Annotated in this window: 15 protein-coding genes and 1 riboswitch; of the genes, 8 read left to right on the top strand and 7 right to left on the bottom strand. The window is 52.4% G+C overall.

Annotated features, from left to right (window positions below; genetic code table 11):
* Nucleotides 1-91: 91 nt before the first annotated feature.
* The 7 genes from JW984_00705 (at nt 92) to JW984_00735 (ending at nt 10,428) form a co-directional block, all read left to right on the top strand.
* Nucleotides 92-2,566: a GAF domain-containing protein gene (locus JW984_00705; GenBank protein MBN1571698.1), complete on the top strand. Its 2,475-nt coding sequence runs from the start codon at nt 92-94 to the stop codon at nt 2,564-2,566.
* On the top strand, nt 2,566-5,226 hold the full coding sequence (locus JW984_00710) for a DUF2344 domain-containing protein (protein MBN1571699.1): 2,661 nt from the start codon (nt 2,566-2,568) through the stop codon (nt 5,224-5,226). The genes JW984_00705 and JW984_00710 overlap by 1 nt, the downstream gene beginning before the upstream one ends.
* A gap of 73 nt (nt 5,227-5,299) precedes the next feature.
* Complete coding sequence (locus JW984_00715; GenBank protein ID MBN1571700.1) at nt 5,300-6,841, top strand: Rne/Rng family ribonuclease; 1,542 nt, start codon at nt 5,300-5,302, stop codon at nt 6,839-6,841.
* Between the two features lie 327 nt (nt 6,842-7,168).
* A complete protein-coding gene (gene groES, locus JW984_00720; GenBank protein ID MBN1571701.1) occupies nt 7,169-7,459 on the top strand; it encodes a co-chaperone GroES in 291 nt (96 codons plus the stop codon).
* Nucleotides 7,460-7,490: 31 nt separating this feature from the next.
* Nucleotides 7,491-9,125 (top strand): chaperonin GroEL, encoded by a 1,635-nt coding sequence (gene groL / locus JW984_00725; GenBank protein ID MBN1571702.1) that lies wholly within the window; start codon nt 7,491-7,493, stop codon nt 9,123-9,125.
* A 119-nt stretch (nt 9,126-9,244) separates the two neighbouring features.
* A complete protein-coding gene (locus JW984_00730; GenBank protein MBN1571703.1) occupies nt 9,245-9,805 on the top strand; it encodes a tetratricopeptide repeat protein in 561 nt (186 codons plus the stop codon).
* On the top strand, nt 9,802-10,428 hold the full coding sequence (locus JW984_00735; GenBank protein ID MBN1571704.1) for a tetratricopeptide repeat protein: 627 nt from the start codon (nt 9,802-9,804) through the stop codon (nt 10,426-10,428). Before JW984_00730 ends, JW984_00735 begins: the two co-directional genes overlap by 4 nt.
* Nucleotides 10,429-11,156: 728 nt before the next feature.
* On the opposite strand, the gene JW984_00740 is transcribed toward JW984_00735, so the two are convergent.
* The 5 genes from JW984_00740 to JW984_00760 form a co-directional block, all read right to left on the bottom strand.
* A complete protein-coding gene (locus JW984_00740; GenBank protein MBN1571705.1) occupies nt 11,157-11,558 on the bottom strand; it encodes a hypothetical protein in 402 nt (133 codons plus the stop codon).
* Nucleotides 11,559-11,642: 84 nt separating this feature from the next.
* Entirely contained in the window at nt 11,643-12,479 is an 837-nt protein-coding gene (locus JW984_00745) for a peptidylprolyl isomerase (protein ID MBN1571706.1), read from the bottom strand.
* A 351-nt stretch (nt 12,480-12,830) separates the two neighbouring features.
* Nucleotides 12,831-14,438 (bottom strand): aldehyde dehydrogenase family protein, encoded by a 1,608-nt coding sequence (locus tag JW984_00750; GenBank protein MBN1571707.1) that lies wholly within the window; start codon nt 14,436-14,438, stop codon nt 12,831-12,833.
* 336 nt (nt 14,439-14,774) lie between these two features.
* A riboswitch (molybdenum cofactor riboswitch) is annotated at nt 14,775-14,918 on the bottom strand.
* Nucleotides 14,919-15,167: 249 nt separating this feature from the next.
* Nucleotides 15,168-16,133: a 3-hydroxyacyl-CoA dehydrogenase family protein gene (locus tag JW984_00755; GenBank protein ID MBN1571708.1), complete on the bottom strand. Its 966-nt coding sequence runs from the start codon at nt 16,131-16,133 to the stop codon at nt 15,168-15,170.
* 510 nt (nt 16,134-16,643) lie between these two features.
* Nucleotides 16,644-17,396 (bottom strand): sulfite exporter TauE/SafE family protein, encoded by a 753-nt coding sequence (locus JW984_00760; GenBank protein ID MBN1571709.1) that lies wholly within the window; start codon nt 17,394-17,396, stop codon nt 16,644-16,646.
* Nucleotides 17,397-17,598: 202 nt separating this feature from the next.
* Between JW984_00760 and asnS the strand changes: the two genes are divergently transcribed.
* Nucleotides 17,599-18,897 (top strand): asparagine--tRNA ligase, encoded by a 1,299-nt coding sequence (gene asnS / locus JW984_00765; protein ID MBN1571710.1) that lies wholly within the window; start codon nt 17,599-17,601, stop codon nt 18,895-18,897.
* A gap of 323 nt (nt 18,898-19,220) precedes the next feature.
* On the opposite strand, the gene JW984_00770 is transcribed toward asnS, so the two are convergent.
* A complete protein-coding gene (locus tag JW984_00770) occupies nt 19,221-22,595 on the bottom strand; it encodes a UvrD-helicase domain-containing protein (GenBank protein ID MBN1571711.1) in 3,375 nt (1,124 codons plus the stop codon).
* A 53-nt stretch (nt 22,596-22,648) separates the two neighbouring features.
* The gene (locus JW984_00775) at nt 22,649-25,864 is read right to left on the bottom strand and encodes an exodeoxyribonuclease V subunit gamma (protein ID MBN1571712.1); all 3,216 of its coding nucleotides are present in this window, start codon (nt 25,862-25,864) and stop codon (nt 22,649-22,651) included.
* Nucleotides 25,865-26,120: the final 256 nt, after the last annotated feature.

Consider the following 26,120-nt stretch of genomic DNA (forward strand, 5'->3'; position numbering starts at 1 on the left):
CATCCTCTTATGTTCGTGGTAGACTTCTTTTTTATGAATAAAACTCGATTGGACAGATCATTCTCCTCAAAGTATAGGGCAGAAAAATTGAATGAAAGACGACGGGAGCAAATATAAAGATTCTTCCCCCTTCAAATCCATCAGAAAGTCGGCGGGTATTATTAAAAGGGAATTGAGGTGGAGGGGTCTCATCGCGAGGTTTTATGAGGGCATAGAAAAGAAAAAGAGGCGGCTTCTCGTTTCCGCCTGTTGTCTCTTCTTATTTTTTCTATTGGTTGTTGGATTTATCCTTTTTTATCCCTTTCCCTATATCGGCGTTTCGGTTGGGGAAGACCTCTCGATCATTGGCGTCAGGAGCGGGAGCACCGCCAAAGATTCCGGGCTTGCGGTCGGGGACGTGATAATCGGTTTTGGTAAGGAAAAATTGACCCATTTCTTCGATTTTGAAAGACGGGTTGTCCGCTCCGACATCAATGACGGGATTAAATTGAGGGTGCTTAGCGAGGAGGGTCTGAATGACGTCATTGTGCTGGTCGAGAAGGTCCCCCTCTCCCCTATGCATCTATTGATGGCGATAATCTCCCTTTTGCTGATAGGCTTTCTCCTCTTTATTTTGATCAAAAAGAAATACGAGACCACCGTCTTCCTTCTATTCCTTATCTCCTTTTTTCTCGCCCTTTTTCTATTTCTCCTCACAGCAAGGGAAATCACTTTTTTTCGCCCCTTTTTTGTCGATCTCATCATAATTTGTGCGGTCGCGGTGTCGCCGCTATTTCTTCACCTGACGTATATCTTCCCCAAAAAGAGGGTGGTTAGGTGGAGCAACGGCCTATTCTTCTACATGCCGGCTCTTATGGCGGCCGCCGTTGCTTCATATTATGCCTGCAGTTATGTGATTAATCCAACGGTTCCTCTGTCATCCGTGAAATATCTTGTATTGCCCGTCTTGATAGTAGTCTTTCTACTCTATTTCGGCCTGGGGATGTTTTTCCTGCTGGTGTCGTTCTATACCTCTCCGTTAAAGAAATTTGAGAATCAGGTGAAATGGTTTTACCTCGGAATTGTATTAGGCGCGGTACCCCTGATTCTCTTTTTTATCCTTCTTGAGTTTATAGGTGTTCCGGTACTCTATTACGGGAGATACGATCTCTTTCTCTATATATCGTTTCTCTTCCCCCTTTCGATCGTCTTCGCCATCACCGAATACCGCCTGATGGACATAGACGCCCTGCTGAACAGGATGATCGTATACACCCTTTTAGTCACTTCCCTCGTTTTAATATATATCGTCCTTGTATCGATCATAAAGTCTATCTTCGGGATAGATCGCCCAATCAGCCACACCTGGGTCGCTTTGATACCGGTCATCATCGTGGGCGCCCTATACGAGCCTTTGAGGAAGTGGTTTCAGGACACGGTGGACAGGTTTATCTTCAGGGAGAAGTTCACCCATCTCAGGATTATCTCCGAGTACAGCCGGAATCTCCTCTCCATAATAGACCTGGAAATCCTCTTGAGGACTTCGTTGGACGCCTTAAGCGAGGTTATGGGCATCAAGAGGAGCGTTATATCCCTATTCGACCGGTCGAAGAGGGCCTTTCGTGTAAAGATCGCCTACGGCATCCCGATAAAGAGGGAGATTATTTTCCCGTCCCAGAGCTGGGTCAGGCAGTACATCGATGATTCCACCACGGTCGTCAAGCTTGAGCCGAACCCGCAGGAGGGGAGGGGAAGGGATTTGCAGCTTATGATGACGCTCAGGGGGCGGGACGGAATATTGGGCATAATGGGGCTTTCCGGAAAGGAGAAGGGAGAGCTTTTTTCATCGGAGGATTTTCGGCTCCTGGAGACATTCTCGTCCCAGCTCTCCATGGCCATTCAGAACTGCATAATGATCGAAGAAAGCAGGAAGGCGGCGAATACCAGGGAGGCATACGGCAGATTTCTCTCCCAGGCCCTTGTGGACAAGATTATGTCCGATCCCGAGAAGGTCGAGCTCGGCGGGGAAAACCTCGAGGTGGCGATCCTGTTTTGCGACCTCAGGGACTTCACCCAAACCACCGACGGAATGGCGCCCCACGATGTGGTCGGTCTCTTGAACGAGTATTTTTCGGCCCTGACAGACGTCATATTCTCCTTTGACGGCACCCTCGACAAATATATAGGCGACGGGATAATGGCCCTCTTCGGTGCGCCCATCCCCAGCAAGGATGATCCCTTGAGGGCTGTAAACGCCGCGAGGAAGATGCAGGCGAGGGTATCGGAGATAAACGAGAGGCGAAAGAAAAACGATCAGGTAATTCTCGGACTCGGGGTGGGTGTAGACCTCGGTGAGGTTACGGTGGGGAATATAGGCTCGCCCAAGAGGATGGAGTACACGGCCATCGGAGATGCGGTCAATCTCGCATCGCGCCTCGTGGATAAGGCCGGCTACGGGGAGATACTCATCTCCAGCGAGGTGAATTCAAGAATCGAAGACGAGGTCTTGACAAAGGCGGTCGGGGAAAAGATCAGGATAAAGGGGAAGGGACAGGTTCAGGTCTACCGGGTCGCATGGGAAGATTGATGAAAAACAATAAAGATATAGAGACGTTTTTGGCCTCGGTTCTGCCGAAGGTCTCAAAGCCGGGTAGGTACATCGGAGGGGAGGTAAACTCCATCTCGAGAAACCCTGCGATGGACGACCTCCGGTTCGCCCTCGCATTCCCGGAACTCTACGAGATAGGGATGAGCCATAAGGGGATTTCTATCATCTACGGAGTCCTGAACTCAATACACGGGGTTCACGCGGAGCGGGTCTTTGCGCCGTGGCCGGACATGGCCGAAAAGATGCGGGATATGGATATAGGCGTCGATCTTTTCTCCCTGGAAACGAAGACACCCATAAAGGATTTTGACGTTGTCGGCTTCTCCCTCATGTACGAGCTTACCTACATAAACGTCGTCAACATGCTGAAGCTCGCGAATATCCCCCCCCTCTCTTCGGATAGGGACGGGTCTTATCCCCTTGTAATCGCCGGGGGCGCCCAGGCGCTGAATCCGGAGCCTGTGGCCGGTATCTTCGACGCCGTGGTTGTAGGGGACGGGGAGGAGGCGGCCGTGGAAATCTGCGAGGTTTTAAAGGGATTTCGCCCTCTCAAGGAAAATAGGAAGGGAATCCTCTCCGCCCTCGAAAAGATCGAGGGCGTTTACGTAACCACCTTTTACGAGCCGGAATATAAAAACGGAAAGTCCGCCGAAGGGGAAGGAGCTTGCGTCTTTTCCGGGATGGTCTATACGGGGGGCGGGGTGAAGGCCGAAAATGTTGCCGAAAAGGTTTATGTCGATGTTTCAGGCGAACCGGGGGGCGGCCGTCGGGTGAGAAGGCGAATTCTTGAAGATGTAGGAAACGGAATTTCTATCGGGTCTTTTCACATATCCCCGGTGGTCCCGAACGTAAAGGCTGTCCACGACCGCGTCAGCGTGGAGATCGCCCGGGGATGCGCGCGGGGGTGCAGGTTCTGTCAGGCGGGGTACGTCAACCGGCCGGTCAGGGAGCGGTCGGTCGAAGAGGTATTATCCATTGCAAAGGAAGATCTCGAAAACACCGGAATGGAAGAGCTTTCGCTTCTTTCCCTCTCCGCCACGGATCACTCGAATATCACTTCGATAATAAAGAGCTTGATGAGGGCACTGAATACGGACGTTGGCGAAAGGAGCGTCGCCCTGTCCGTCCCGTCGATCAGGGCCGACACCCTGACCAATGATATAATCGGTGAGATAAAGAAGGTGAGGAAGACCGGATTCACGATAGCGCCGGAGGCGGGGAGCCAGAGGCTTCGGGACGCCATAAACAAGAACGTGACCGAGGACGAGATCGAGAGGACGGTCGATATAGTATTCAAGGCGGGATGGAACCTGATAAAGCTCTACTTTATGATAGGCCTCCCCACCGAGACCGACCGGGATATCGAGGAGCTGATAGGGTTGGTGAGGAGGATGGCGAGGAGGCACATATCATCAAGAAAGGGTCGGATAAACGTTTCGATATCGACCTTCATCCCGAAGCCGAACACACCCTTTCAGTGGGAGCGGTTCATCGGGGTCGAGGAGACGGTGAGGCGTCAGGGGATGATTCGCAAGGGTCTTGTCGGGGAGGGTGTGAAGCTCAAGTTCCACGATCCTTATATGAGCCTCGTCGAAGCCGCCTTCGCCCGGGGTGGAAGGGAGCTGATGGGAGTTGTCCTCAAGGCCTCCGAACTGGGCTGCGGGTTCGACGGCTGGACGGAGCACTTCGACTTTGGACTCTGGGAGAGGGCCTTTCACGACTTGGGGATAGATATTCACGGGTACGCCGGGGCTGTTTTCGATGAGGCCTCTCCCCTCCCCTGGGATCATATCGATTCGGGGATCGAGCGCGGATTCCTGATCGACGAGAGGGATAAGGCCTATGTTGCGGAGACAACCCCGGACTGCGTCAGGGGCGAATGCGTGGGCTGCGGAGTCTGCGGGGAGGGGATCTCCAACGTCTTCGGGGGTGATATAACGGCTTCCCCGGCCGAGGCCGCATCTCCGGAGGTAGAGTCTGTCTCCGTGGGGGGGGAGCGGCTGAAATACTTGCTTTTCTTCTCTCGGAGTGGCAACGTCCGCTTCCTGAGTCACCTGGAGAACGCCTCCCTGATAATTAGGGCGATGAAAAGGGGAGGCCTTCCGCTGAGATACAGCGAGGGATTCAACCCGAAGCCGAAGGTAAGCTTCAGGGGGGCGCTTCCGGTCGGGGTGGCGGCGGCGGCGGAGCCGTTCTTCGTCGAGCTTACACGCAAGGTCGATCCGGACGAAATAACCTCCCGCCTCAATGGGACGCTCCCATCGGGGATAAGGATACGCTCTGCGGTCGGTCCCGTCGATGATGCCAGGGATTTCGTCTCCCGGATTCCCGATCCGGTTTACCGGGTATTCCACAACGGGGCAGGCCTCGACCTTGGGGATGATGCCGGGGCGGTATCCGCATTTCTCGAAAGGGACGAGGCCTGGTACGAGTATAAAAGCAAGGGGAAGGATAAACGGATCAATATCAGAAAATATGTGGAGGGGGTAGAGCTTCTCGAGGACGGTGGAGGAATAAGGCTAAAGATGAAGACGATAAACGGCTCCTCCCCCAGCCCCTTCAAGGTATTATCCACGATATTCGGGATGCCGGAGGGTGAGACGAGATCGCTTTCGGTTGTCAAGGAGGGGGACGTTTGAAAAAGACGTTTGAGGAATCCCGACCTATTATGATTGAGCCCCATACGAAATTAAATTAGGTCTTACTTAAAATATGGTAAAAAGCATAATCTTAAACTCCCATCCATGGGAGACCCGGGCGGCCGTAACTGAGAACGGCATATTGACCGAGCTTTACATAGAGCGGCCCAAGGACCTGGGGGTTTCAGGAAATATCTACAAGGGGAAGGTGGAGCGCGTTCTCCCCGGGATGGAGGCGGCGTTCGTCGACATCGGTCTTATGAAGTCGGCCTTTCTTTACGTAACCGATTTCTATGACGATTTCGACGAGCTGGAGGACCTTGTGGGGATGGAAGGCGTCGGGGGGATGGGGGACGGAGAGCATATTATCTCCAAAGGCGATTCCGGGGGAAAACCCTCTTTTACTGGCAACGGAGAGCTTATCGAGGGGATGGTCAGGAGGGGGCAGGACGTTCTGGTTCAGGTTGCGAGGGAGCCCCTAGGGGGAAAGGGGGCCAGGGTGACGTCCCATATCTCTCTGCCCGGGAAATATCTCGTCCTCCTCCCGACTGTGGATAGGGTCGGGGTGTCCCGACGCATCGAGGACGAGGAACAGAGGAATCGACTTAAGAGCATCGTGGAGGGGATAAAGCCACAGGGGGCCGGCTTTATCGTCAGAACGGCGGGTTGGGGCAAAAAGGAGGAGGAGATAAGGGAGGATATGGAGGTTTTGTTGAAGCTCTATGAGTCGGTTTTGAAGAAAAAAGAGAAGGCCCCCTCGCCGTCTCTGATCCACCGAGAGCTTGACCTACCGCACCGTCTCATCAGGGACTTCTTGACCCAGGACGTGGATCGATTCGTGGTCGATTCCAGGCATGAGTTTACGAGGCTGTTGGAGTTTGCGGAAAACTTCTTGCCTGAGGTGTCGAGGAAGATAGAGTGTTTTAACGGCAGAAAGTCCATTTTCGACCAGTACGGCCTCGAGATGGAGATAAAGAGGGCGCTGGACAAAAAGGTGTGGCTGAAATCTGGGGGGTATATAATAATAGAGATAACCGAGGCGTTGACCGCCATCGACGTCAACACGGGGCGCTTCGTCGGAAAGAGGGATTTGGAAGACACGATTTTGAGGACGAATCTTGAGGCGGTAAAGGAGATAGCCTATCAGCTCAAGCTCAGAAATATCGGCGGGCTGATCATCATAGACTTCATAGATATGGAGAAGTCACAGAATCGCGAGATGGTATACACGTCGCTGGACGAAGCGCTGAAGGCGGACAAGAAGAAGACGAATATCCTGAAGATATCCGAGCTCGGGCTGGTTGAGATGACCAGAAAGAGGACGAGGGAGAGCATCACCCACGCGCTGACGGATATATGCCCCTACTGCGAGGGGCACGGTTATGTGAAATCGGTGAGGACCGTCTGCTACGAGATATTTCGTGAGCTCGTCGAGGGCACTAAGGGGGTTAAATCGGAGAAGGTGGTGATAATGGTAAACCCGGATGTGGCTGGTCTCCTTTACGATGATGAGCAGGAGCAGCTCGTGGAGCTTGAAGAGCAGCTCGGCATCAGGGTCGTAATCAGGAGCGTTCCCCAGCTTCACGTTGAGGAATACGATATAAGCCTTTCGTGATCGTTCTTTAAATGGATGCATTTTTACGTGATTGATGATATGGATAATGAAAAATTGTCGACTCGAGGATTTTTAAGTTTTTAGTTGATATTTGAAGCATTTTTCACCTATTTCAAGCATTTCAACAATATTCCCCAATTCTTCAGAACAAAAACATTTTTTTTCCGCATTTTCCCCTTGCTATATAGACGGTCTTGCTTTATTATTATATTAGCACTCACTTTGATTGAGTGCTAATAAATTTTTTCGGGCGCTTTCTCAGTATCCGAAAAATAAGAAAAATGAGGAAGAAATTTTCATACTATTAAAGAAAGGAGAAGAAAGGTTATGAAAATCAGACCCCTACAGGACAGAGTCATCGTAAAGAGAATTGAGGAGAATGAAAAGACCGCGGGGGGAATCATTATCCCGGACACCGCCAAGGAAAAGCCCATGGAGGGCGAGATCGTGGCGGCGGGCAACGGTAAGGTTCTCGAAAACGGTACAAAGGTTCCGCTGGACGTGAAGGCGGGGGACAGGGTTCTTTTCGGGAAGTATGCGGGCACGGAGGTAAAAATCGATGGCGTGGAACACTTGATTATGAGGGAGGATGATATCCTTGGTATCATCGAAAAGTAAAGGAATCGAAAAATAAAGGAGTGTTTTTGTTATGGCAAAAGAGATAAAATTTGATCAGGAAGCAAGGGAAAAGCTTTTAAAGGGAGTAAACACCCTCTCCGACGCCGTTAAGGTTACATTGGGCCCCAAGGGGAGGAACGTGATTCTCGACAAATCTTTCGGTTCCCCAACGATCACTAAAGACGGTGTGACGGTTGCGAAGGAGATCGAACTCGAGGATAAGTTCGAGAACATGGGCGCCCAGATGGTAAAAGAGGTTGCATCGAAGACCTCCGACGTTGCCGGTGACGGAACCACAACGGCGACGCTTTTGGCCCAGGCGATCTACAGGGAAGGGACAAAGCTCGTAGCGGCCGGAAACGACCCCATGAACATAAAGAGGGGTATCGATAAGGCGGTAGCCGAGGTGGTCAAGGAGCTGGAGAAGATCAGCAAGGAGACGAAAGACCAGAAGGAGATAGCCCAGGTGGGCACCATCTCCGCAAACAACGACGAGACGATAGGAAACATAATCGCCGAGGCGATGGACAAGGTCGGAAAAGAGGGCGTCATCACCGTCGAGGAGGCGAAGGGCATGGAGACAACCCTCGAGATCGTCGAGGGGATGCAGTTTGACCGCGGGTATCTCTCACCGTACTTTGTTACGGACGCCGAGCGGATGGAGGCGGTCTTGGAGGAGCCCTACCTCCTCATTCATGAGAAGAAGATCGCGAACATGAAGGACCTCCTGCCGATTCTCGAGAAGATAGCGAAGGTCGGAAGGCCCTTTATCATTCTCGCTGAGGATGTGGAAGGGGAGGCGCTGGCGACGCTTGTGGTCAACAAGCTGAGGGGAACGCTTGCCTGTACGGCCGTCAAGGCCCCCGGCTTCGGCGACAGGAGAAAGGCGATGCTCGAAGATATCGCCGTACTCACCGGCGGCAAGATGATTGCGGAAGACCTCGGCATCAAGCTCGAGGGCATCGGGCTGGAAGATCTCGGTCAGGCCAAGAGGATCGTTGTTACAAAGGAAGAGACGACAATCATCGACGGTGCGGGTAGCAAGGCGGACCTCGAGGGGAGGGTAAAGCAGATAAGGACCCAGATCGATGAGACCACCTCAGATTACGACCGCGAGAAGCTCCAGGAGAGGCTGGCCAAGCTGATCGGCGGAGTAGCCGTGATTAACGTCGGTGCGGCGACCGAGACCGAGATGAAGGAGAAAAAGGCACGCGTCGAGGACGCCCTTAACGCCACGAGGGCGGCCGTGGAAGAGGGAATAGTCCCCGGGGGCGGTGTTGCGCTGATCAGGTGCATCAAGTCGGTGGAGGGTCTCAAGCTCCCCGGCGAAGAGTCCTTCGGCGCAAATATTATCAAGCGCGCCCTGGAAGAGCCCTTGAGGCAGATTGCGGAAAACGCCGGCCTGGAAGGCTCCATAGTGGTCGAAAAGGTAAAAGAGGGGAAGGAAGGCTTCGGGCTCAATGCCCAGACCATGCAGTACGAAGACCTGATGAAGGCGGGTATTATCGATCCCACCAAGGTCACCCGTATTGCCCTTATGAACAGCGCATCGGTTGCGGGATTGCTCCTCACCACCGAGGCAATGGTTGCGGAGAAGCCGGAAGAGGGCGGAGGCGGCGGAATGCCGCACATGCCGGGAGGTATGCCGGGAGGCGGAATGTACTAAATCGCGACAAGACCCCGTCCCCTTTCGGGTCGGGGTCTTTTTTTGTCCAATCATATCCATTTCTAAAGGTTTCATACATATTCTTGACTTTTAAGTCGAAAAGTTATAAATAAGGTAACATGCGCAATTTAAAACCTAAAATAATCTTACTTTCGATACTGATTGCCCTCTTTGCGGTGTATCCTCGATTTGCATCGTCTCAGGAAGTGACTCCCATCGATCAGGTCAATGTCTACAAGCAGGTAATCCACAAAGCGACAGAGAAGATCAAGGAGAACGATAAGGACATCGAGGCCTACAGGGTCAGGGGTATCGCCCATTACAAATTGGGCGAGCTTTACAGGATCGTCTACAGTCCCGTCATGACAAAGGAGCGGGAGGAGGAGATATTCGATGAATTCGCCCTCGCGGCAAAGGATTTCACCTCGGTAATAAAGCTCAAGAAAGACTACTACACAATCTATCTCTATCGAGGAATATGTTACGGATGGATGGAGTTTTCTGAAAGCGCAATGAAGGACTTTGACTACGTGATCGAGCACGATCCGAAGAACGCCGAGGCGTATTATCTCAGGGGGAAGGAGCACTGGCGCCGCAAGGAAAAGGACCAGGCCAAAAAAGATTTCGATAAGGCCTGCGATTTGGACCCGAAATACAAAGGTGAATATTACAGACCATGAAGTTAAGATTGTTCATATCATTTATCGTTGCGGTCGTTTCCGCCGTTTTTTTTACGTTACCCATTCACTCGATGGCGGAAACCGCGACGGAGACACTTAAAGAGGGGATCGAGCTTGCCAACAACGGCAAACACAAAAAGGCCCTCGATCTGTATGACAGGGCGATCGTCCTCGATCCCGGCATTGCCCATGCCTACGCCTACCGCTCCCTTACTTTGATCCAGCTGGGAAGGCTCGACGGGGCCATAAATGATTCGAAGAAGGCGATGGAGTTGAGCCAGGACAGGGGTGTCAGGCTCCTCTCCCTCTCGAATCTTGGAGCGGCCTATATTAAAAAAGGGGACTACAAACTTGCCGTTGAGCCCCTGAAGGAGCTTATCTCCATCGACCAAAACGACCCGATTCCTCATTTCCTCCTGGGGGAGGCCCTGAGGGGAATCGGCGGTGAAGACTCTCTCAAGAAGGCGGAGGAGTCCTACACGAAAGCGATCGAGCTCGATGAGAATTACGCCCTCGCCTACTTCTTCAGGGCCGAGGTGAAACGGAGGCTCGGGGATGAAACGGGGGCCGATGAAGATCTGAAAACGGCGTGTGAGCGCGACGAGTCCTACTGTGGTAAATAGTCCGCTTGGAGCGTAACGGGCCGGGTGATCATGGCTTTATTACATGGGGGGCACGGGGGGGGGTGGGGGTTTGGGGAAAAAGGGGCTGTGGAGAGGGGGGGCGGGGGGACAATTTTCAATTATTCTTAAATGCGATGGGCTGGAGAGGGACGAGGGGTTTTTACCTATTAAAATAGAAAATTTTTTTATGCCTCGCTCCAGTCAAGCGGGGCATTTTTTTAATATGCCATAAGGGAAAAGGATTTTCTTAAATGTTTTTTACTGGAAAAAAATCCACCCTTCGACGAAACGATCTGTGGATATGACAAACCCCCTTAGATGAAGGGATATTCACCGAAGGATTGAAGGTTTTTTTCACTACAACCCCTTTTTTCGGCTTTTTTCAACGGGCAATCTCCTCTTAAAAAAGAGAGTCGTCTTTTTTAGTCCGGCCTGCGGAAATCCACCGACCCTTGTGATAAGGTGACGGTCAAAAAATGTAATTGTATGGCTATGCAATGTCACGATAGCTTAATGGGACAATAGCTCAATAGCTCAGTGGGGCAATAATGAAACATGGCAGCATAAAAGCGGGGCGGCGGATCAACGGTGCAACGTAGCAATTTAGAGGCAGGGCGAACGGACGAAAAAACAGCAGATCAACTGTTTTGTCTAATAAACGGGATGACGGGGCAAACAGAACGATCGGCGGGGGGTTTTAAAATCGGGTGGATAGGGCCTTGGTCGCCTCACATCCTCCTGTCGAGCTCTATGTTTATTTCGTGAAACAGCTCGTTGATATCGAATTTGTACCTGTAGGTGGTACCGGGGGTAAACTGGGGAGGTATCTTCTCCTTTATCTCGAGCCATGTGCCGCTCCCCTCGGCCTTGAAAGTAAGCAGCAGCCGAACATTGACACCGGCAATCTTGGAGCTCATCTTGGCCTTAATGAGATTTTCCGGCCTGTTCATCTCGGTTATCTTCCACTTTCGCTCCTTTAAAACCACAACAGAGGCATCCCAAACGCTATCCTTCGGGTACTCGTAGTACATCCTTCGCCCTTCCTTCCTGTCGATACTCAAAGAAGAGGAGTGGGCGCAGGAGAACAAAAAAAAGGCTAAAAAAAGAAATCCCCAAAAAGGTCTTTTCATTGTTTATCCCCCCCTCGTTCGGGCGAAAAGAACACTACTTTTAGAAATAATCGGACGTGCCTGTCTGGAATGGAAATGGGTAAATCACTCCTCTGTATCCTCCTCCTCTTCTACCTTTTCCTTTTTAATGTCCTTTTTTAGTGTGAGGTTTTCGTAATATATCTTGTACTCTGCGGTTTCCTTTAGATCTTTGATATAATTGTCCAGTATTTTTTTCTTCTTGTTTGCCTGTAAATTTTCTATCAAGTGGTCTTTGTCGACGAGCTGAATAATATGGTAGCCGTATCTGGTTTGCACGATGTCGCTGATATCCCCCGGCTTTTTGAGTGCGAAGGCGGCGGCGTCAAACTCCGGAACCATTCGCCCCCTTTTATAGAAGCCCAAGTCGCCCCCCCTGGAGGCGGAGGGACCGACGGAATATTCGTTGGCCATCGTCTCGAAGCTTTCCCCCTTTTTGAGCATCTTCAGGATGTTTTCCGCTTCATCCCTCGTCTTTAAAAGGATATGTCTCGCCCTGATCGTCTCGGCGTTGTCAAAAGAATCCTTGTTTGTCTCGTAAAACTCGTCGATATCCGCCTGGGTGACCGGTATCTCATCTTTAAATTTCCTGTCAAGGTATTCTTCGATAATGACTTTTCTCTCGGCGCTTTCGATTTTATTGAGCACCTCTTTATCTTTGGTGATGCCCTCTTTCTCCGCCTCTCTGCAGAGTATCTCTCTTAGAACGAGGGTTTCGATAAATCTTTTCTGGCCCTCATCGGTAGTCATATAGGCCGCTATGTCCGGAGGCAATGAGCTGAGCTTCTCCTTGAATTCCTTATCTCTAATTACCCACCCCTCGCCCTCCGCGACCTTCTTACCGCATCCGAAGATCGATATGGAAAGGGCGACAATAAGCAAAACGGTTATTTTTTTTGACATAATGAATAGCTCCATTTTTTTAAGTGAGTTTATCCGGCACGGGCCGATATGTCAAGGGGATAATTTTGTCTTTCTTTGACGGTATATTTTTTTAACGGCAGCGCCGCGAAGAAAAAAAACCCCGAGCTCAATGCCCGGGGATTTTTTATATTTTAGTAGATCTAAGGCGATAAATTCGCTTCGGGTCGTCTTGAAACTTAAAGTAAATCGGATTTGATAAAACAACCTGCACGGTACCGCCTCATTTCACATCCCGTGTCGCATCGGGAGAAGGCGACCGATTTACGCCCGATTCTTCGACTGCTCACTGATCCTTTGCGCCCGATTTACGCCCGAACCTGCTACGATAAATCAATCCTTTTTCGTGAAGGTCCTCATGAAGGTCTTCATCAGCTTGAGTCCGCCGCCCAATCTCTTTATCGGATTCTTTGCATAGGTGAAATTGATCATTCCCTGTATTCCGTCGTAGATCGATTTTTCGTGGGGGAACCACCACATGTTACGCTTTGCCCCTATGAGGTAGTCCTGTACGACACATATGGGCTGTGTCATCTCCTGCAATCCGAATTCCCCGTGGGTTCGCCCGATGCCCGATTCCTTGAATCCTCCCCAGGGTGTTTCCGGCAGGCCGTTGCACATCAAATGATCGTTGATCATAACGGCCCCGGCCTTGATCCTGCGGCCGTATTTTTCCGCCAGCTTCCTGTTCTTCGACCAGACCGATGCTGTGAGGCCGAGCTTGGAATCGTTGGCCAGCCTTAAGCCTTCGTCCATATCATCGACCTTCATAACCGCGATGACCGGCCCGAAGGTCTCCTCGAGCATCACCCGCATGGTGTGGTTCACATCGGTCAGGAGAATGGCTGGCATAAAATTGCCCTTGCTGGCTCTCGGATAATCCGATTGGGCGTAGATCTTTGCGCCCTTGGCTACGGCATCGTCTATGTGATCTTGAATCGTGTTCATCTGGCTTGGGATGGTGATGGCGCAGATATCGACGCAATAATCCACGTCCTGCCCGACCCTCAGGTTCCTGATCATTTCGCCGAGCGTGTCCACAAACTTTTGATGCACATCCTTGTGGACGTAGATCCTCTCGATGCTGGCACAGGTCTGCCCGCAGTTCGTCATGCCGGCCCAGAGGGCGCCCGATGCCGCCCGGAAGACGTCGGCGTCGGGGAAGACCAGCATCGGGTCGTTACCCCCAAGTTCGAGGGATAAGGGTGTAAGGGTTTCGGAAGCATTTCTCATAAGCTCCTTTCCCACCTCGACGCTTCCGGTGAAGAAGAGCTTATCGATCCCCGCCGATAACATTGCGTCACCGGCAATGCGGCCCGGGAGGTTGAAATGGTAGAAGATCCCCTCGGGAAGCTCCGCCGCCTGAATGCACCGCTCTATGGCGCGTCCGATCATCTGGGTCTCCGTGGCCACCTTTAAGATTACGGCGTTTCCGGCCATCAAGGCCATGATGATTTCCACGAAGGGAATGGTGAAAGGGTAGTTCCATGGCGATATAATTCCAATTACCCCGAACGGGACCCTTACGATCTTGCTTACCTTGTAGGCGAGCATCGGATTGGACGGCCTGAGCCTCTTGTCTTTCAAAAAACGTTCCGCGTTCTTGGCCAGATAGTCGATGTGCATCACCGTTCCGAAGACCTCGGCCGTCATCGCCTCGGTCCTGGTCTTTCCGTTGTCCTTGTTGATTATCTCGGAAAGCTCATCCGCATGTTCGATGACGTAGTCGCGGATCTTAAACATTGCCTTTTTCCGCTCCTTGAACGACTTTTCGGCCCACAGCGGCTGGGCCTCCCTGGCCTTTGCCACGGCAAGTTTCACGTCTTCCGGCGTGTTAAGCTCAGATCTCCCTATCTCCTCTCCCGTTGAGGGATCTTTGCAGATGGTAAAGCCTATATCCCTCTTTACCTCCCTTTCTGCGGTAGAAGCATCTCTGCTCATGTTACCTCCTTGTTTTTTTAAAAAAGTTATTCAAAACAGGGCCATAAAATTGAATTTTGATTGCATTTTTACAATTACGCCGATTTATCAACATGAGGTGAGCTCCGAGACTCTCCTTCCGATCGCTTCCTCCATGCACATGCGATTCAAGCATTATTAGGGCAGGAAGCCTTTACGGGGGCGTTTTTTGCCTCGGTACTTAGGATACGAGAAAACAGACACAAAGACACGGCGCAACAAAGAGACCGTTCGCCTCTCTTTCTGATTTGATTTTGTTTGGAAAGGAAAATAGGGATAGGATGACACAAAAATATAGTGTCATCAATGAAGTGTCATTGACCCTTAAAAAATTCTCCTTTCCAAACACGGGAGGCACAGCCGTTTCCAGCTGAACCCTATCGGCCAGCCGCCATAGATGTGGACCACTCTGTGTTAAATGGCCCCACCCATAGGCGGGTAGGCTCGAAGAATTTTCCAATATGATACCAGCGGAGGGCTTTTTGTCAATAAAAATCTTCTTGGATTGACCTTTTGACAAAAAACGAGCGGTCCGTTCCTTTTGCGCCTCCCCTTTTCGACTCACATTGTCGGATACCCGTCAAGACGGGGAGAAGAAAAACGGTTGGATTATCGTGGGGGGTAGAGTGGGAAAAAGGCCTTTCCCGCCTCTTTAGTCGGCAATGCCCGCATGATCGCCGTCACGGCGGAGATTAATTTAACTTTCGATTCTCACTCCTTTATCTTGATCTTGCCGTCGGACACCAGCCTGTTGAAGAGCTTCAGCTCCTCGATAAGCGCCCTATCCCTCTTGGTGATATGTTCTTCCTTGGTTTCCTTGGGGTAATCGTAAAAGCCCCCTTCTCCCTTGTAACCGAGCCTCCCCTCCTTGAAGAGATCGGAGATGGTCTTGGGGACTTCCGTGGTGTTTGCCAGAAGGGGAAAGACGAAGCCGGCGGCCGAGTTCAGGATGTCGATCCCGACCATGTCCATGTGCTCGAAGGGGCCATGGACCACGCCTCTCAACGCGCTGCAGCACTTGAAGGCGGTGTCTATCTCGTCCGGCCCCGCAAGGCCCTCCTCCAGGAGAAACAGTGTCTCCCTGATGACGGCGATCTGCACCCTGTTTACCAGAAAGCCGGGGAGAAACTTGTTCAGCACCACGACGTATTTGCCGATCTTCCTGTAGAACGCCCTCAGAGACTTGATAGCGTCCTCTGGCGTTCCCTTTGCCCTCACGATCTCGACAAGGGGCATGATGTGGGGCGGATTGAAGTAGTGGGTGATGATTAGCCTTCCCGGCCTTATGTCCGGATACATCTCCGGCACGGGAAGCGTCGACGTGTTGCTCCCTATTATCGCGGCCGGCTTCAAAAGGCGGTCGAGCTCCCTCAATACGGTCTCCTTCGTCTCGGGGACTTCCGAGACCGCCTCGATCGCCAGGTCGGCGTCTTTGGCCGCGGCCTCGAGATCCGCCGTGAATTCGATCCTCCCCATTATCTCGGCGTCTTTGCCCTTCGGTATCATCCCCTGGGATATGAATAGATCGACCCCCCTTTTGACAATCTCCCGGCCGGAGTTAAGGGCGCCGTCGTCTATGTCCGTGATGGAGACGGGTGTATCCCCCATCGCAAAGCTCAGGGCGATCCCGGGTCCCATCGTCCCGGAGCCGCACACCAACGCCTTTTTAAAGTTCATTACGGTTACTCCTTAATAGGGTATTATAGAGAGGACTAACAAGAAGCTAGGATTTTACATATTAGTTTCGTCAGGTTATTGAGTACCTTCTTAAAAGATTAATAGTTACATCTATAGATTTTTCTGTTTTTTAAGGTATGTATAGTAAATTTAAGGGTAGCAGAATCTCGAATTTTGTCAAGGGCGGCCCAAAGGGCCGTCGCTTTTGGCGATTATAACCCTTGATAAAATTCAATTAATCTATCGGGATTCTGCTACAATAGAAATAAAGCGGGGGGAAAATGGTTTCAATTAAAACTCGAAGGACGCTAAACATTTTTGGTTATAAAATGTTACTATATTTAGAAACCGAAATACCATTTTCCCCCGCTAAAAAACTCAAATATCCTTTGAGTTCTCAAAATTCGGAAGAAACACATATCAGAAGCGTCTATTCTAAAACCTAACAATATCTTAAAATGCGGTATCTGTCTATTTCTTAGGCCAATTTGACAGATTCCCCCCACCGGCCTAAAAGCCGAAGATCAGCCCCGCCCCCGCCATCGTCAATATCCCCGCCGCTATGATGTCGAAGGTCCGCTGGCTCGCCTTGATGTTGGAGCGGGAGCCAAGAAAAAGCCCCACCGCCATCGCTGGAAGGAGTATCAGGGCGAACATGAGGTTGAACGGATTAAAAAGTCCCCCGAAGGTGTAGAGGGAAATCCTGAAGACGTTCTCGAAGATGATGAGAAGGACGATCTGGGCGCGAAACATATCCTTTTGGGGAATCCGGTACTTCAGATAGATCACTATAGGGGGGCCGCTGACGCCGAAGATCCCCCCCAGGACGCCGGAGACGGAGCCGGCGATGAAGCCCAAGAAGCCCCGCCGGTCTTTTATCTCCGGGGTCTGTTTCACGAAAAATATGTAGAGCGAGAATATCAGTATTAAAACGCCGAGGATGATCTTTAAGATCGGGATGTCGTAGGAGGAGAGAATATATGTGCCGATCACGTTTCCGGGGATCATCCCCAGAACGACCGGGAGGGCTATCCTCCAACTGAAGTATTTTTTCGTCTCGATCGTCAGGATGCCGGTGGCGGCCGCGTCCAAAATCAGATATGCGGGGACGACGAACCCTATCCCCGCCATCAAAAGTATCAGGGGGACGCCGAAGACCGCCGAACCGAAGCCGGTAAACCCCCTCAAAAAGAATGCGGTGAACACGACGACTATCGAAAGGGCGATGGAAATCTCCACCGGAAATCTGAAAAAGGCCTCCATTTTCACCTCAAAAAGAGAGTAAGTGACTATACTACGACATAGACCTTTTGACAATCCCTTATGTAGGGGTGTTCAATTTTTTATCCGGTCACAACAAGATAATCTTATTTCAGTAATCTCCCTTTGAATCTGCCGGACGGGGTTCTTTTGTGCCTTGACTTTTAACCGGTTCGTAAAATATAATTTGGCAAAAGGAGTTTCTATGGCCGAGTTTACATCCATCAAGTACTTCAAGGACAACGTGGGCAAGTCCGTGACGATCCGCGGCTGGCTCATGCAATCGAGGGGGAGCGGGAAGGTGCGCTTTCTTATCGTCAGGGACGGGACGGGGATTACCCAGTGCGTTGTTGAAGAAGATGCGGTCGGGACCGAGCTCTTTGACCTCGTAAAGAAGTTCGGGCAGGAGAGCGCCCTCGAGGTCACCGGCACAGTCTCCGAGGAGCCGAGGGCCGAGGGGGGCTTCGAGCTTCACGCTGCGTCCCTTAAGATAATCGGCGAATCGGAGGAGTTCCCGATAACGCCCAAATCCCACGGAGCCGACTTCCTCCTCACCAACCGCCATCTCTGGCTGAGGTCGAGGAGGCAGCTCTCTATAATGCGGATAAGGGACGAGGTGGTAACGGCGATAAGGGAGTTCTTCAGGGAGAACGACTTCGTCCTGATAGACACGCCGATTCTGACCGGAGCCATCGGGGAGAGCGCCGGCACCCTCTTCTCCACCCAGTACTTCGACCTCGGAAACGCCTACCTCGCCCAGACGGGGCAGCTCTATCTCGAGGCGGCCATCTACGCCTTCGAGAAGGTCTACTGCTTCGGGCCGACCTTCAGGGCGGAGAAATCGAAGACGAGGCGGCATTTGACCGAGTTCTGGATGACCGAGGGGGAGATGGCATTCGTGGACAACGACGGGAACATGGACTTCCAGGAACGGCTCGTCTCCTTTGTTGTTAAAAAGGTCCTCGACCGGAAGGCGGGCGACCTGGAAGTGCTGAAGAGGGACACGGCCCGCCTCGAAAAGGTGACCCTACCCTTCGAGAGGATCTCCTACGACGAGGCAGTAAAGCTCCTGAAAGGCAAGGGGAAGGAGGTCGAGTGGGGAAAAGACCTGGGCGGGGAGGACGAGACGATCCTGACCAAGCTCTTTACGAAGCCGGTCTTCGTCTACGACTATCCGAAGAGGGCTAAGGCCTTCTACATGAAGCAGCACCCGGAGAGGGAGGAGCTCGTCAAGTGCAGCGACCTTTTGGCCCCGGAGGGGTACGGCGAGATCATCGGCGGCTCGGAGAGGGAGGATGACTACGACAGGCTCCTCGCGAGAATCAGGGAGGAAAACCTCCCGGAGGAGGCTTACGGCTGGTACCTTGACCTTCGGCGCTACGGCTCCGTTAAACACTCCGGCTTCGGCCTGGGGGTAGAGAGGACGGTGGCATGGATATGCGGCATCGAGCACCTCAGGGAGGCGATACCGTTTCCGAGGATGATGGGGAGGATATATCCTTAGATTATCCCTTCTACCACGGCCTTAAATCTTGCCTAAATATTTCTTGCTAAGATATTTATATTGTGTCGGCCTCAACGGTGGGCGTGATTCCGAATATAACAGGTTGGTTTTTGTTTGCGGCTCATTCAAAAATGGGCGGCAATCTCTTGAATTGAAAATTTTCGCCGGCCAAATCTCAACCCACGGTGAAGACCGGCATCGTTGATCCTCGGTTCGATTTTCTCGATGCCCGGCCGCTTTTCGTATAAAATCGCTTATGTCCGTTGAGCGAGGATTCGTCCATTCAAAAAAGTGACTGAAATTTTAACCTTCGGCGTTTTCCCTTAACCCATGGTGAAGACCGGCGCCGTCACTCCGGTGCGGACGAAGTGGACGACCCCCCTTATCGATCTCCCCTCGGCTTTTTCGCCCATAGCCGATGCGACCGCCTTTACGTATGTCTCCATCTGAGACCGGTATTTTTCCGCCGCCTCTTTTTCACTCCCGGCGCCGACATTGTCCGTCTTGTAGTCGAGGACAACGATTTCGCCATCCCTCCCGTAGATCAGGTCTATCCTCCCCACCAATGTTTTCTCGCCCTTCGATGTGATCACCGGAACCTCGCTGCCAATTATCTCCGACGAGGCGATCTCCTTTGCCGCGTCCGAGGCGAGGAATTTTTTTACGAGCGCCACAGTCTCGGAGGCGACCTCGTCTCTTATATCATCCCCTATTTGCAGGGAGATGGACGCCCTTTGCACCAGCTCTTTAACTCCGTCTCCTTTCGGCGGTTCGGCGAAGTCGATTCCCTCAAGGGCGGCGTGGAGGAGGCTCCCCACGAGAAGGGGGACGTCCCCGGCGGGTGGCATAGGCCCCGTACCCCCCGCAAACATCCTTCCCCGACCCTCCCCCTCGAATGAGCCGTCTACGTATGAATCGACACCCCTGAACGCCTCCGAAACATCCTTGGCCTCCCCGGTCACTGAGCCGTAGAGGGCGGTGTCCAACGCCCTCTTGTACTCCTCTTGTCTATTTCTCTCCCTATCCCTCGCCTCCTTTATTTCCCTTGTGTTCCCCCCGCCAATGGTGAAGTCGGACATCTTTTGTCTCTTCCTCTTGACGGCGGTTTTTTGTCCCTCTTCCGGCTTCTTGAGGGGAACGAGCCGGCACCTGAACTTCGGCCATTCGCGCTCATCGACTCCAAGAAATCCGCGAATATCCTTCATGAGGTTGTCTGTGGGGACATCCTTTTTCCCCAGGAGTATCAGCCTGTCCCTCGCCCTGGTTGTCGCAACATAAAAGATCCGTCTCTCCTCCGCCAAGTTTCTTTGTCTCTCCCTCTCCTTGAGATACATGTTGTATCCTAAATCTGACATGAGCCGCTTCCTTTTCGTCTTCAGGTTTACTCCGGAAATTGTACCCTTAGAGGTAGTATCGACGTAAATCCCGCCCCTCGGATCCAGCTTGAGTTTACTGCCGAGGTTCGGGAGAAAGACGACCGGAAATTCGAGACCCTTTGCCTTGTGAACCGTCATGATCCTCACGGAGTCTTCCACCTCCTCGGTTATCACTGCCTCCCCCTCGTCGGGATCGCTCTCAACGAACTCCCTCAGGAGGTGGATAAAGGAGGTGAGGGTGACGGGGCCGGCCGATTCCAGCTCCATTGCGATTTTCCCTATCTTCGTCAGGTTTCCCACCCTCTGCGTTCCCCCGGTTCCGAATCCATTTATCTCCATTATCTCCGTCCTGTCGAAGACTTCGTCTAAGAGGCCGGAGAGAGTCCTGCCCCCCCTGATCCTGTGGAGGTGTCTCAAGACCTTGTAGGCCTTCTCGACACGGTCGTCTCCCGCTTTAACCCTGTAGTTCAGCTTGTCCCCTTCCGCAAGCCGGTATATGGTCTCGTCGTCGATGCCGAAGACGGAAGACCTCAAGACGCCCACGAGCGCCCTCTTGTCTGTGGGATCAAGGACGACCGAGAGGATATTTATCAGGTCGCTTATCTCCTGACGCTGGTAGTAACCCCTCCCGCCCACTATGATATAGGGGATGTTCTCCCTCTTCAGCGCCTCTTCGTATATCGAGACGCTCGTCATGGTTCGTATGAGTATCGCGATGTCGCCGTATTTGACCGCCCTTGGCTCTTTAGTCTCCTTATCCCTGACGATCTTTCCCTCCGCCTGCCCCTCCACCATGTCAAGGATGCGGGTCGCGATATATTCCGCCTCTTCTTCCCTGACCTCATCCGCAAGGCCTCCGCCGGTTGAATTAGAGATGACGATATCGACGGCGGATTCCCCGTCGATGTTGGGGATGTCCTCGATCCTTGGGGTCAGGGGATCGTAATCGACGGCGTATCTCTCTTCCTCATATCCTATATAGCTGGAAAATAGTGCGTTGTGAAATTCGACCAGGTGCTTCTGGCTCCGGTAGCTGTTGGCGAGCTCCTGCTTTTCCCCACCGGAAATTTTGATCTTATCGGCTACATCATAGAAGACCCCGATCTCCGCCTCGCGGAACCTGAAGATCGACTGCTTCGGGTCGCCCACGATGAAGAGCCTGTCGCCCCCTACTTTTACGTCCTCCGGCCTCTCGGCCTTTGCGCCGTCTTCGGCCAGAAAGAGGATTATGTCCCCCTGTATCGGGTCAGTGTCCTGGAACTCGTCCACGAGTATGTAGTCGAACTCCCGCTGGTAGCGCCTCCGGACCTCGAGGTTCTTTTGAAGGAGCCTCTTCGCCTCGTAGATCAGGTCGAAGAAGGTGAGCACGCCCCGCCCGATCCTCTCCTCCCTGATGAAGCGGACGAAGCCTGACATGACGCGGACGGCGGTCTCGGCAATTTTGTCGTCCTCGAGCTGTTTAAGGAAGGGTTTCAGCTCCTTTAGTGTATCGATCACACCTCCCGGTTGATAGAACATCTCCTTTACTGAAGTGAAAGTATCGGCTGAAGCCCAGTTTTCTTCCCTGCCCACGACCCTTCTCGAATCCACTCCATTTAATGAATCCGCCATCTCCTCAAGACTGTTTTTGGCGAGTATCTCAGTTGTCTTTATACACTTCTGGTAGAGGAGGTCTTCCTCCTTGGCCTCAATATCGGATCCTGACAGTTCATCCCTTATTTTCGCAAGCAGCTTCTGAAACTCCTTCCTCTCCGCCTCCCCGTCGACCCTGTATCTCAGGTAGTCGTCGATCCTGTCGGGGCGCTTTGAGAGCTCCATCCCTATCGCCTTTATCCCCTCGGTGCCGAACCTCTTGATGAGCGTCACGAGGTCGTCGTCGTATTCGTGCCCGCCCCAGAGGTTCTCCTTGGCCCACGCATCCCATATCTCCTCGGTCAGGAGAATATTGATCGTTTCCTCCTCCTCCTTAAAGTCCGGGTCTATCCCCGCCTCGATCGGATTTTCCCTCAATATCCTTGCGCAAAGCGAGTGGATGGTGCTTATCTGGGCCCGCTCGAGGTCGTTTAGGGCGATCTTCCATACCTCGCCCATTTCGGTCTTTGCCCTCTTCCCTATCTCGACCCTCAGGCGCTCCACCATCTCGGCGGCGGCCGCCTTTGTGAAGGTGATGGCGAGGATCTTCTCCACCGGGATGTACGCCTCGCCGATAAGCGTTATCACCTTTTCAACGAGGCAGGTCGTCTTTCCCGTTCCCGCCCCGGCGGTCACCACCATGTTGCCCTTGATTGCCTTGATTGTGGTTGATATGTCGTTTCTTCCCATATCTTTTTTTCAGGCCGTCCGATATTTCAAGTTTGAAATGCGCCCCGCCCTCGTCAAATCTTTCCTTCCCCTTCGGTCCTCTCCACCCTTTTTTTGTTTATGCCCTTTGTGATGTACCGGCAGATGTCTTTGTAGGAGCAGTAGTCGCAGGGGCCGGAGGCGTCCGGGTAAAAAATTCCCCCCTCGATGGAATCGATCACTTTTAAAGCGTTCTCCCTCATCCTTTTAAATATCAATTCAATATCTCCTCCCAGTATATCCTCGGTCTTTTTACCCTCCTCGTATTCAATAAAGACCAAAAGCCCTTCGTATGGATTAAACTTGTTTGATAAGATGACCTCTTTAGCGGCCAAAAGATAGATGGGGATCTGAAAGTGGCTTCCCTCCTCAACCTGACTTGAAAGCACTTTTGGTTTACTCTGTTTCTTTTTGTAGTCAATTACCCGAAAGGCCCCCTCCCCCTCGTCTACGTCTATCCTGTCGATCCTGCCGGTGAAGGGGATTTTCCTGCCGTGTATCTCGATCACGAGGGGGGGGTATGTAGGCTCCTTCCCCTCGATACGTCTCTCGCCGAATGAGACCTCGAAGTGTGCGGGGATGAATCTATCCCCCTCCGGCCTCTCTTTGAACTCCCTCTCGATTAACTCCCCGAGCGTCTCCTCTAAAAGCTCTTTCCTCGCCCTGACGACGAGCCTCGGGATCCTGCCGGCCAGCTTCTTCTTTGCGTAGTCTTCGATTATCTCCCCAAGGCGCCTTGACGCCTCGGAGTGATTCTCCCTTGAAAGGGGGAGGAGCCGATTTTCTTTAAGCTCCTTAGATAGGCGGGCGAGCGTCCTGTGGTAGATGGTGCCGATCTCTTTCGCCTCGATGTCCTCCTCCTCGTCCGGCTCCTCGGTTATGTCCACATCGATCACGTATTTCATGAAGAATCGGAAGGGACACTCGGCGTAGGTTTCAAGCTTACCGGCGCTCATAGGGAGGAGCTTTTCGAGAATTCCGTCCGACTTTCCCATAACGCCGTCGTAGGTCGAAAACGGCTTTTCCGTCGACCTGGCATCCAGGGATATAAGCCCGTCCTTCAGAAAACTCGATTCGAAGACGACCCCCCTGACCTTTTCTATATCGGCAGAGCCGCTCCCGAGGGCGGTCGACACCCGGAGGTCCTTTTCGGTGTATTTTGAATTTTTTTCCTCCGTTTGGAGGAGTCTCGGGTAGTGAACGGCCGAGTCTCCCGGGAGGGCCTCCTTTTCCCCATAGATGTCATGCCATTTTCTCCCCCCACTCTCGGCCCACGAGAGGAGCTCCCTCAAAAAAACGGAGTATATCGATTTTCTCCCAGAGTCGTCGCTTCGCTGGTAGGATAGGACAAGTCTCTCCCCTGCCGACCTTACGGCCAGGGCGAAGAGTAGCCTTTCCTCATCGAGACGGTTTCTTGCGATGGGCAACCCCAGTTTATTTCTCGTCTGCTCCGATATGAGAGGGTCGATCCTTAACGTTCTAGGAAACTTCCCCTCGTTCAGCCCCATGAGAAACAGCGTCGTAAACGAGAGCCCCCTGATTCCCATGACCGAGGAGACGAAGACGCTCTCCACATCCCTGTTGGAGACGACCCTCCCATCGGCGATCTCCTTTTTCAGAAGGGAGATGAAATCGTTTAGCGTTATATTGTCGTTCGAGGCGGGGAGTTTCTTGCCGATATTTTCCATCGAATAAACTATTTCCTTGACCGCCTCGTAGGGGGCTTTGTCGTCCCCTCGCGGGATGATATATTTCAGGAGGATATCCGCAAATCTTCCCGAGTGCTCTTCGGGGGTCGATGGGTCGGGAATGTCCGTTATGTCGTCGATCAGGCCCGTTATCGCCTCTCTCGTGAGAAGCTTGAACTTCTCCATGTCCAGGCGCCTCTCCCTCCTGAATATCAGGGAGGCCTCGTCTTCATCGCTGTAGTCTTCGACGGCGATTTGCGCCCCCCCCTCCTCCCAGGCCTTTTTCCACTCGTTTGCGCCGGAGACGACCCCGGCGTCCCTGGCGATCGCTTCCGCGAGGTGGGAGTTGTCCCTGACCCACTCCTCTTCCTCATTGGGAATCCCGGGCCAGGAGAAATAGTCTGAGAAGAGTAGTGTGGTTATCTCCTTTCTCTTCAGCTTCGTTGCACAGACGGAGAGGAGATTCAGGAAGGTCGCGACCTCCGGATAGGGTTCGAGGGGGGTCCCGCCGTCGAAACAGACCGGGATAGAGTACTTCTCAAAGACATCCTTAAGGTTTTCCCTTTGAGCCGCGAGGTCGCGCATGGTGACTCCTATATCCCTCCATTTAAGGTCGGGAGACTCCTCCCTGATCCGAAGGATCTGTAAGGCGACGGCCTGGGCCTCTCCCGATTCCCCGGAGGCGGTGACGACCCTTATAGACCCATCTGGGTCTGTCCCGCCGTCCGCCTCCGTCGAAAAGAGGCGGCTGGATAGGGCGAAAAGGGCTCCCCGGTCGTCGGGGACGGCGTCCGTAATCTCGCCGTCGTTCTCATCCATCAGGGAGCGGAAGAAATCGAGGGTCGGCCTTCCGTATCCGGAGAAAGGCTCTTTCCCTGTAAGGGGGGAGAAGATGTGGAGGTCGCCGACCCCGCTCAGCGTCCTAACAATATCCCGCTGAATTGGATTAAGGTCGTAAAATCCGTAGAGGATTGCATTTCTCAAGAGGGGATTGTCTTTGTCGTCGCCGATCTTTTGTGAGGCGATCCTGATTATCTCCTCCCTGGTGTAAATTGGATTGCCGTCCTCTTCAGCCCGGACTTTTTCCATGTTGTATCTATGGAAGAGGGAGAGGACGGCGTTCTCGGGCCCACCCCCGCCTTTCAGCGCCGAGACCTTGTAGGAGGTCAATTGGGAGAAGAGGCTCAAGAGGCGATCTGCGTAGCTGTCGTAGGTGTTGAGGCTTTTTACGATTTCATTCTCCTCGGCCGCACTTACCAGCATCTCTTTTATCAGGCGGCGAAGGACCGCGCCGGCGGCCGGCCTCGATAAATCGAATCGCATAGCCTTAAGGATTCTCTCGGAGAGCGTGTAGAAGGTGAAGAAGTGGAGGTTGATCCAGGTCCTTCCCTCATTTTCGGGAGCTGGTGCGGTAAGAAGCGCCGTCAGCCTTTTCAGGAGCGTCCCCGTGGGGGTGATTATCGTTATGGAGACAAACGGGTCTTCCCCCTTTATTCTTGAGATCAGCTCTACGAAATTGTCTTCGAGGAAGGGTTGGAAGGGGCCTGAAAAAAGTCTTGCCATCTTTTCGTGACGTTCATTAAATTACGGTTACATCATTTGATCTGTTGTTTTATTAAGCATCGGTTTTTCGATGCTTTAGTTTACTAATTGGGAGCATATATATGGTAAGTCGAGGTAAGTCGGCTTGATTACTATATCTGCATATCTGTATTGTGATATGTCTATATAGCGATGTGGCGATATGGGCGACATGTTGATATTAAACATCAAGAGGGCACATTAATCCGACTTTCCCCGTGAGACTACCTCCCCATAA

This window comes from Candidatus Zymogenus saltonus, assembly GCA_016929395.1.
In the GTDB taxonomy this organism is placed as follows: Bacteria; Desulfobacterota; Zymogenia; order Zymogenales; family Zymogenaceae; genus Zymogenus; species Zymogenus saltonus.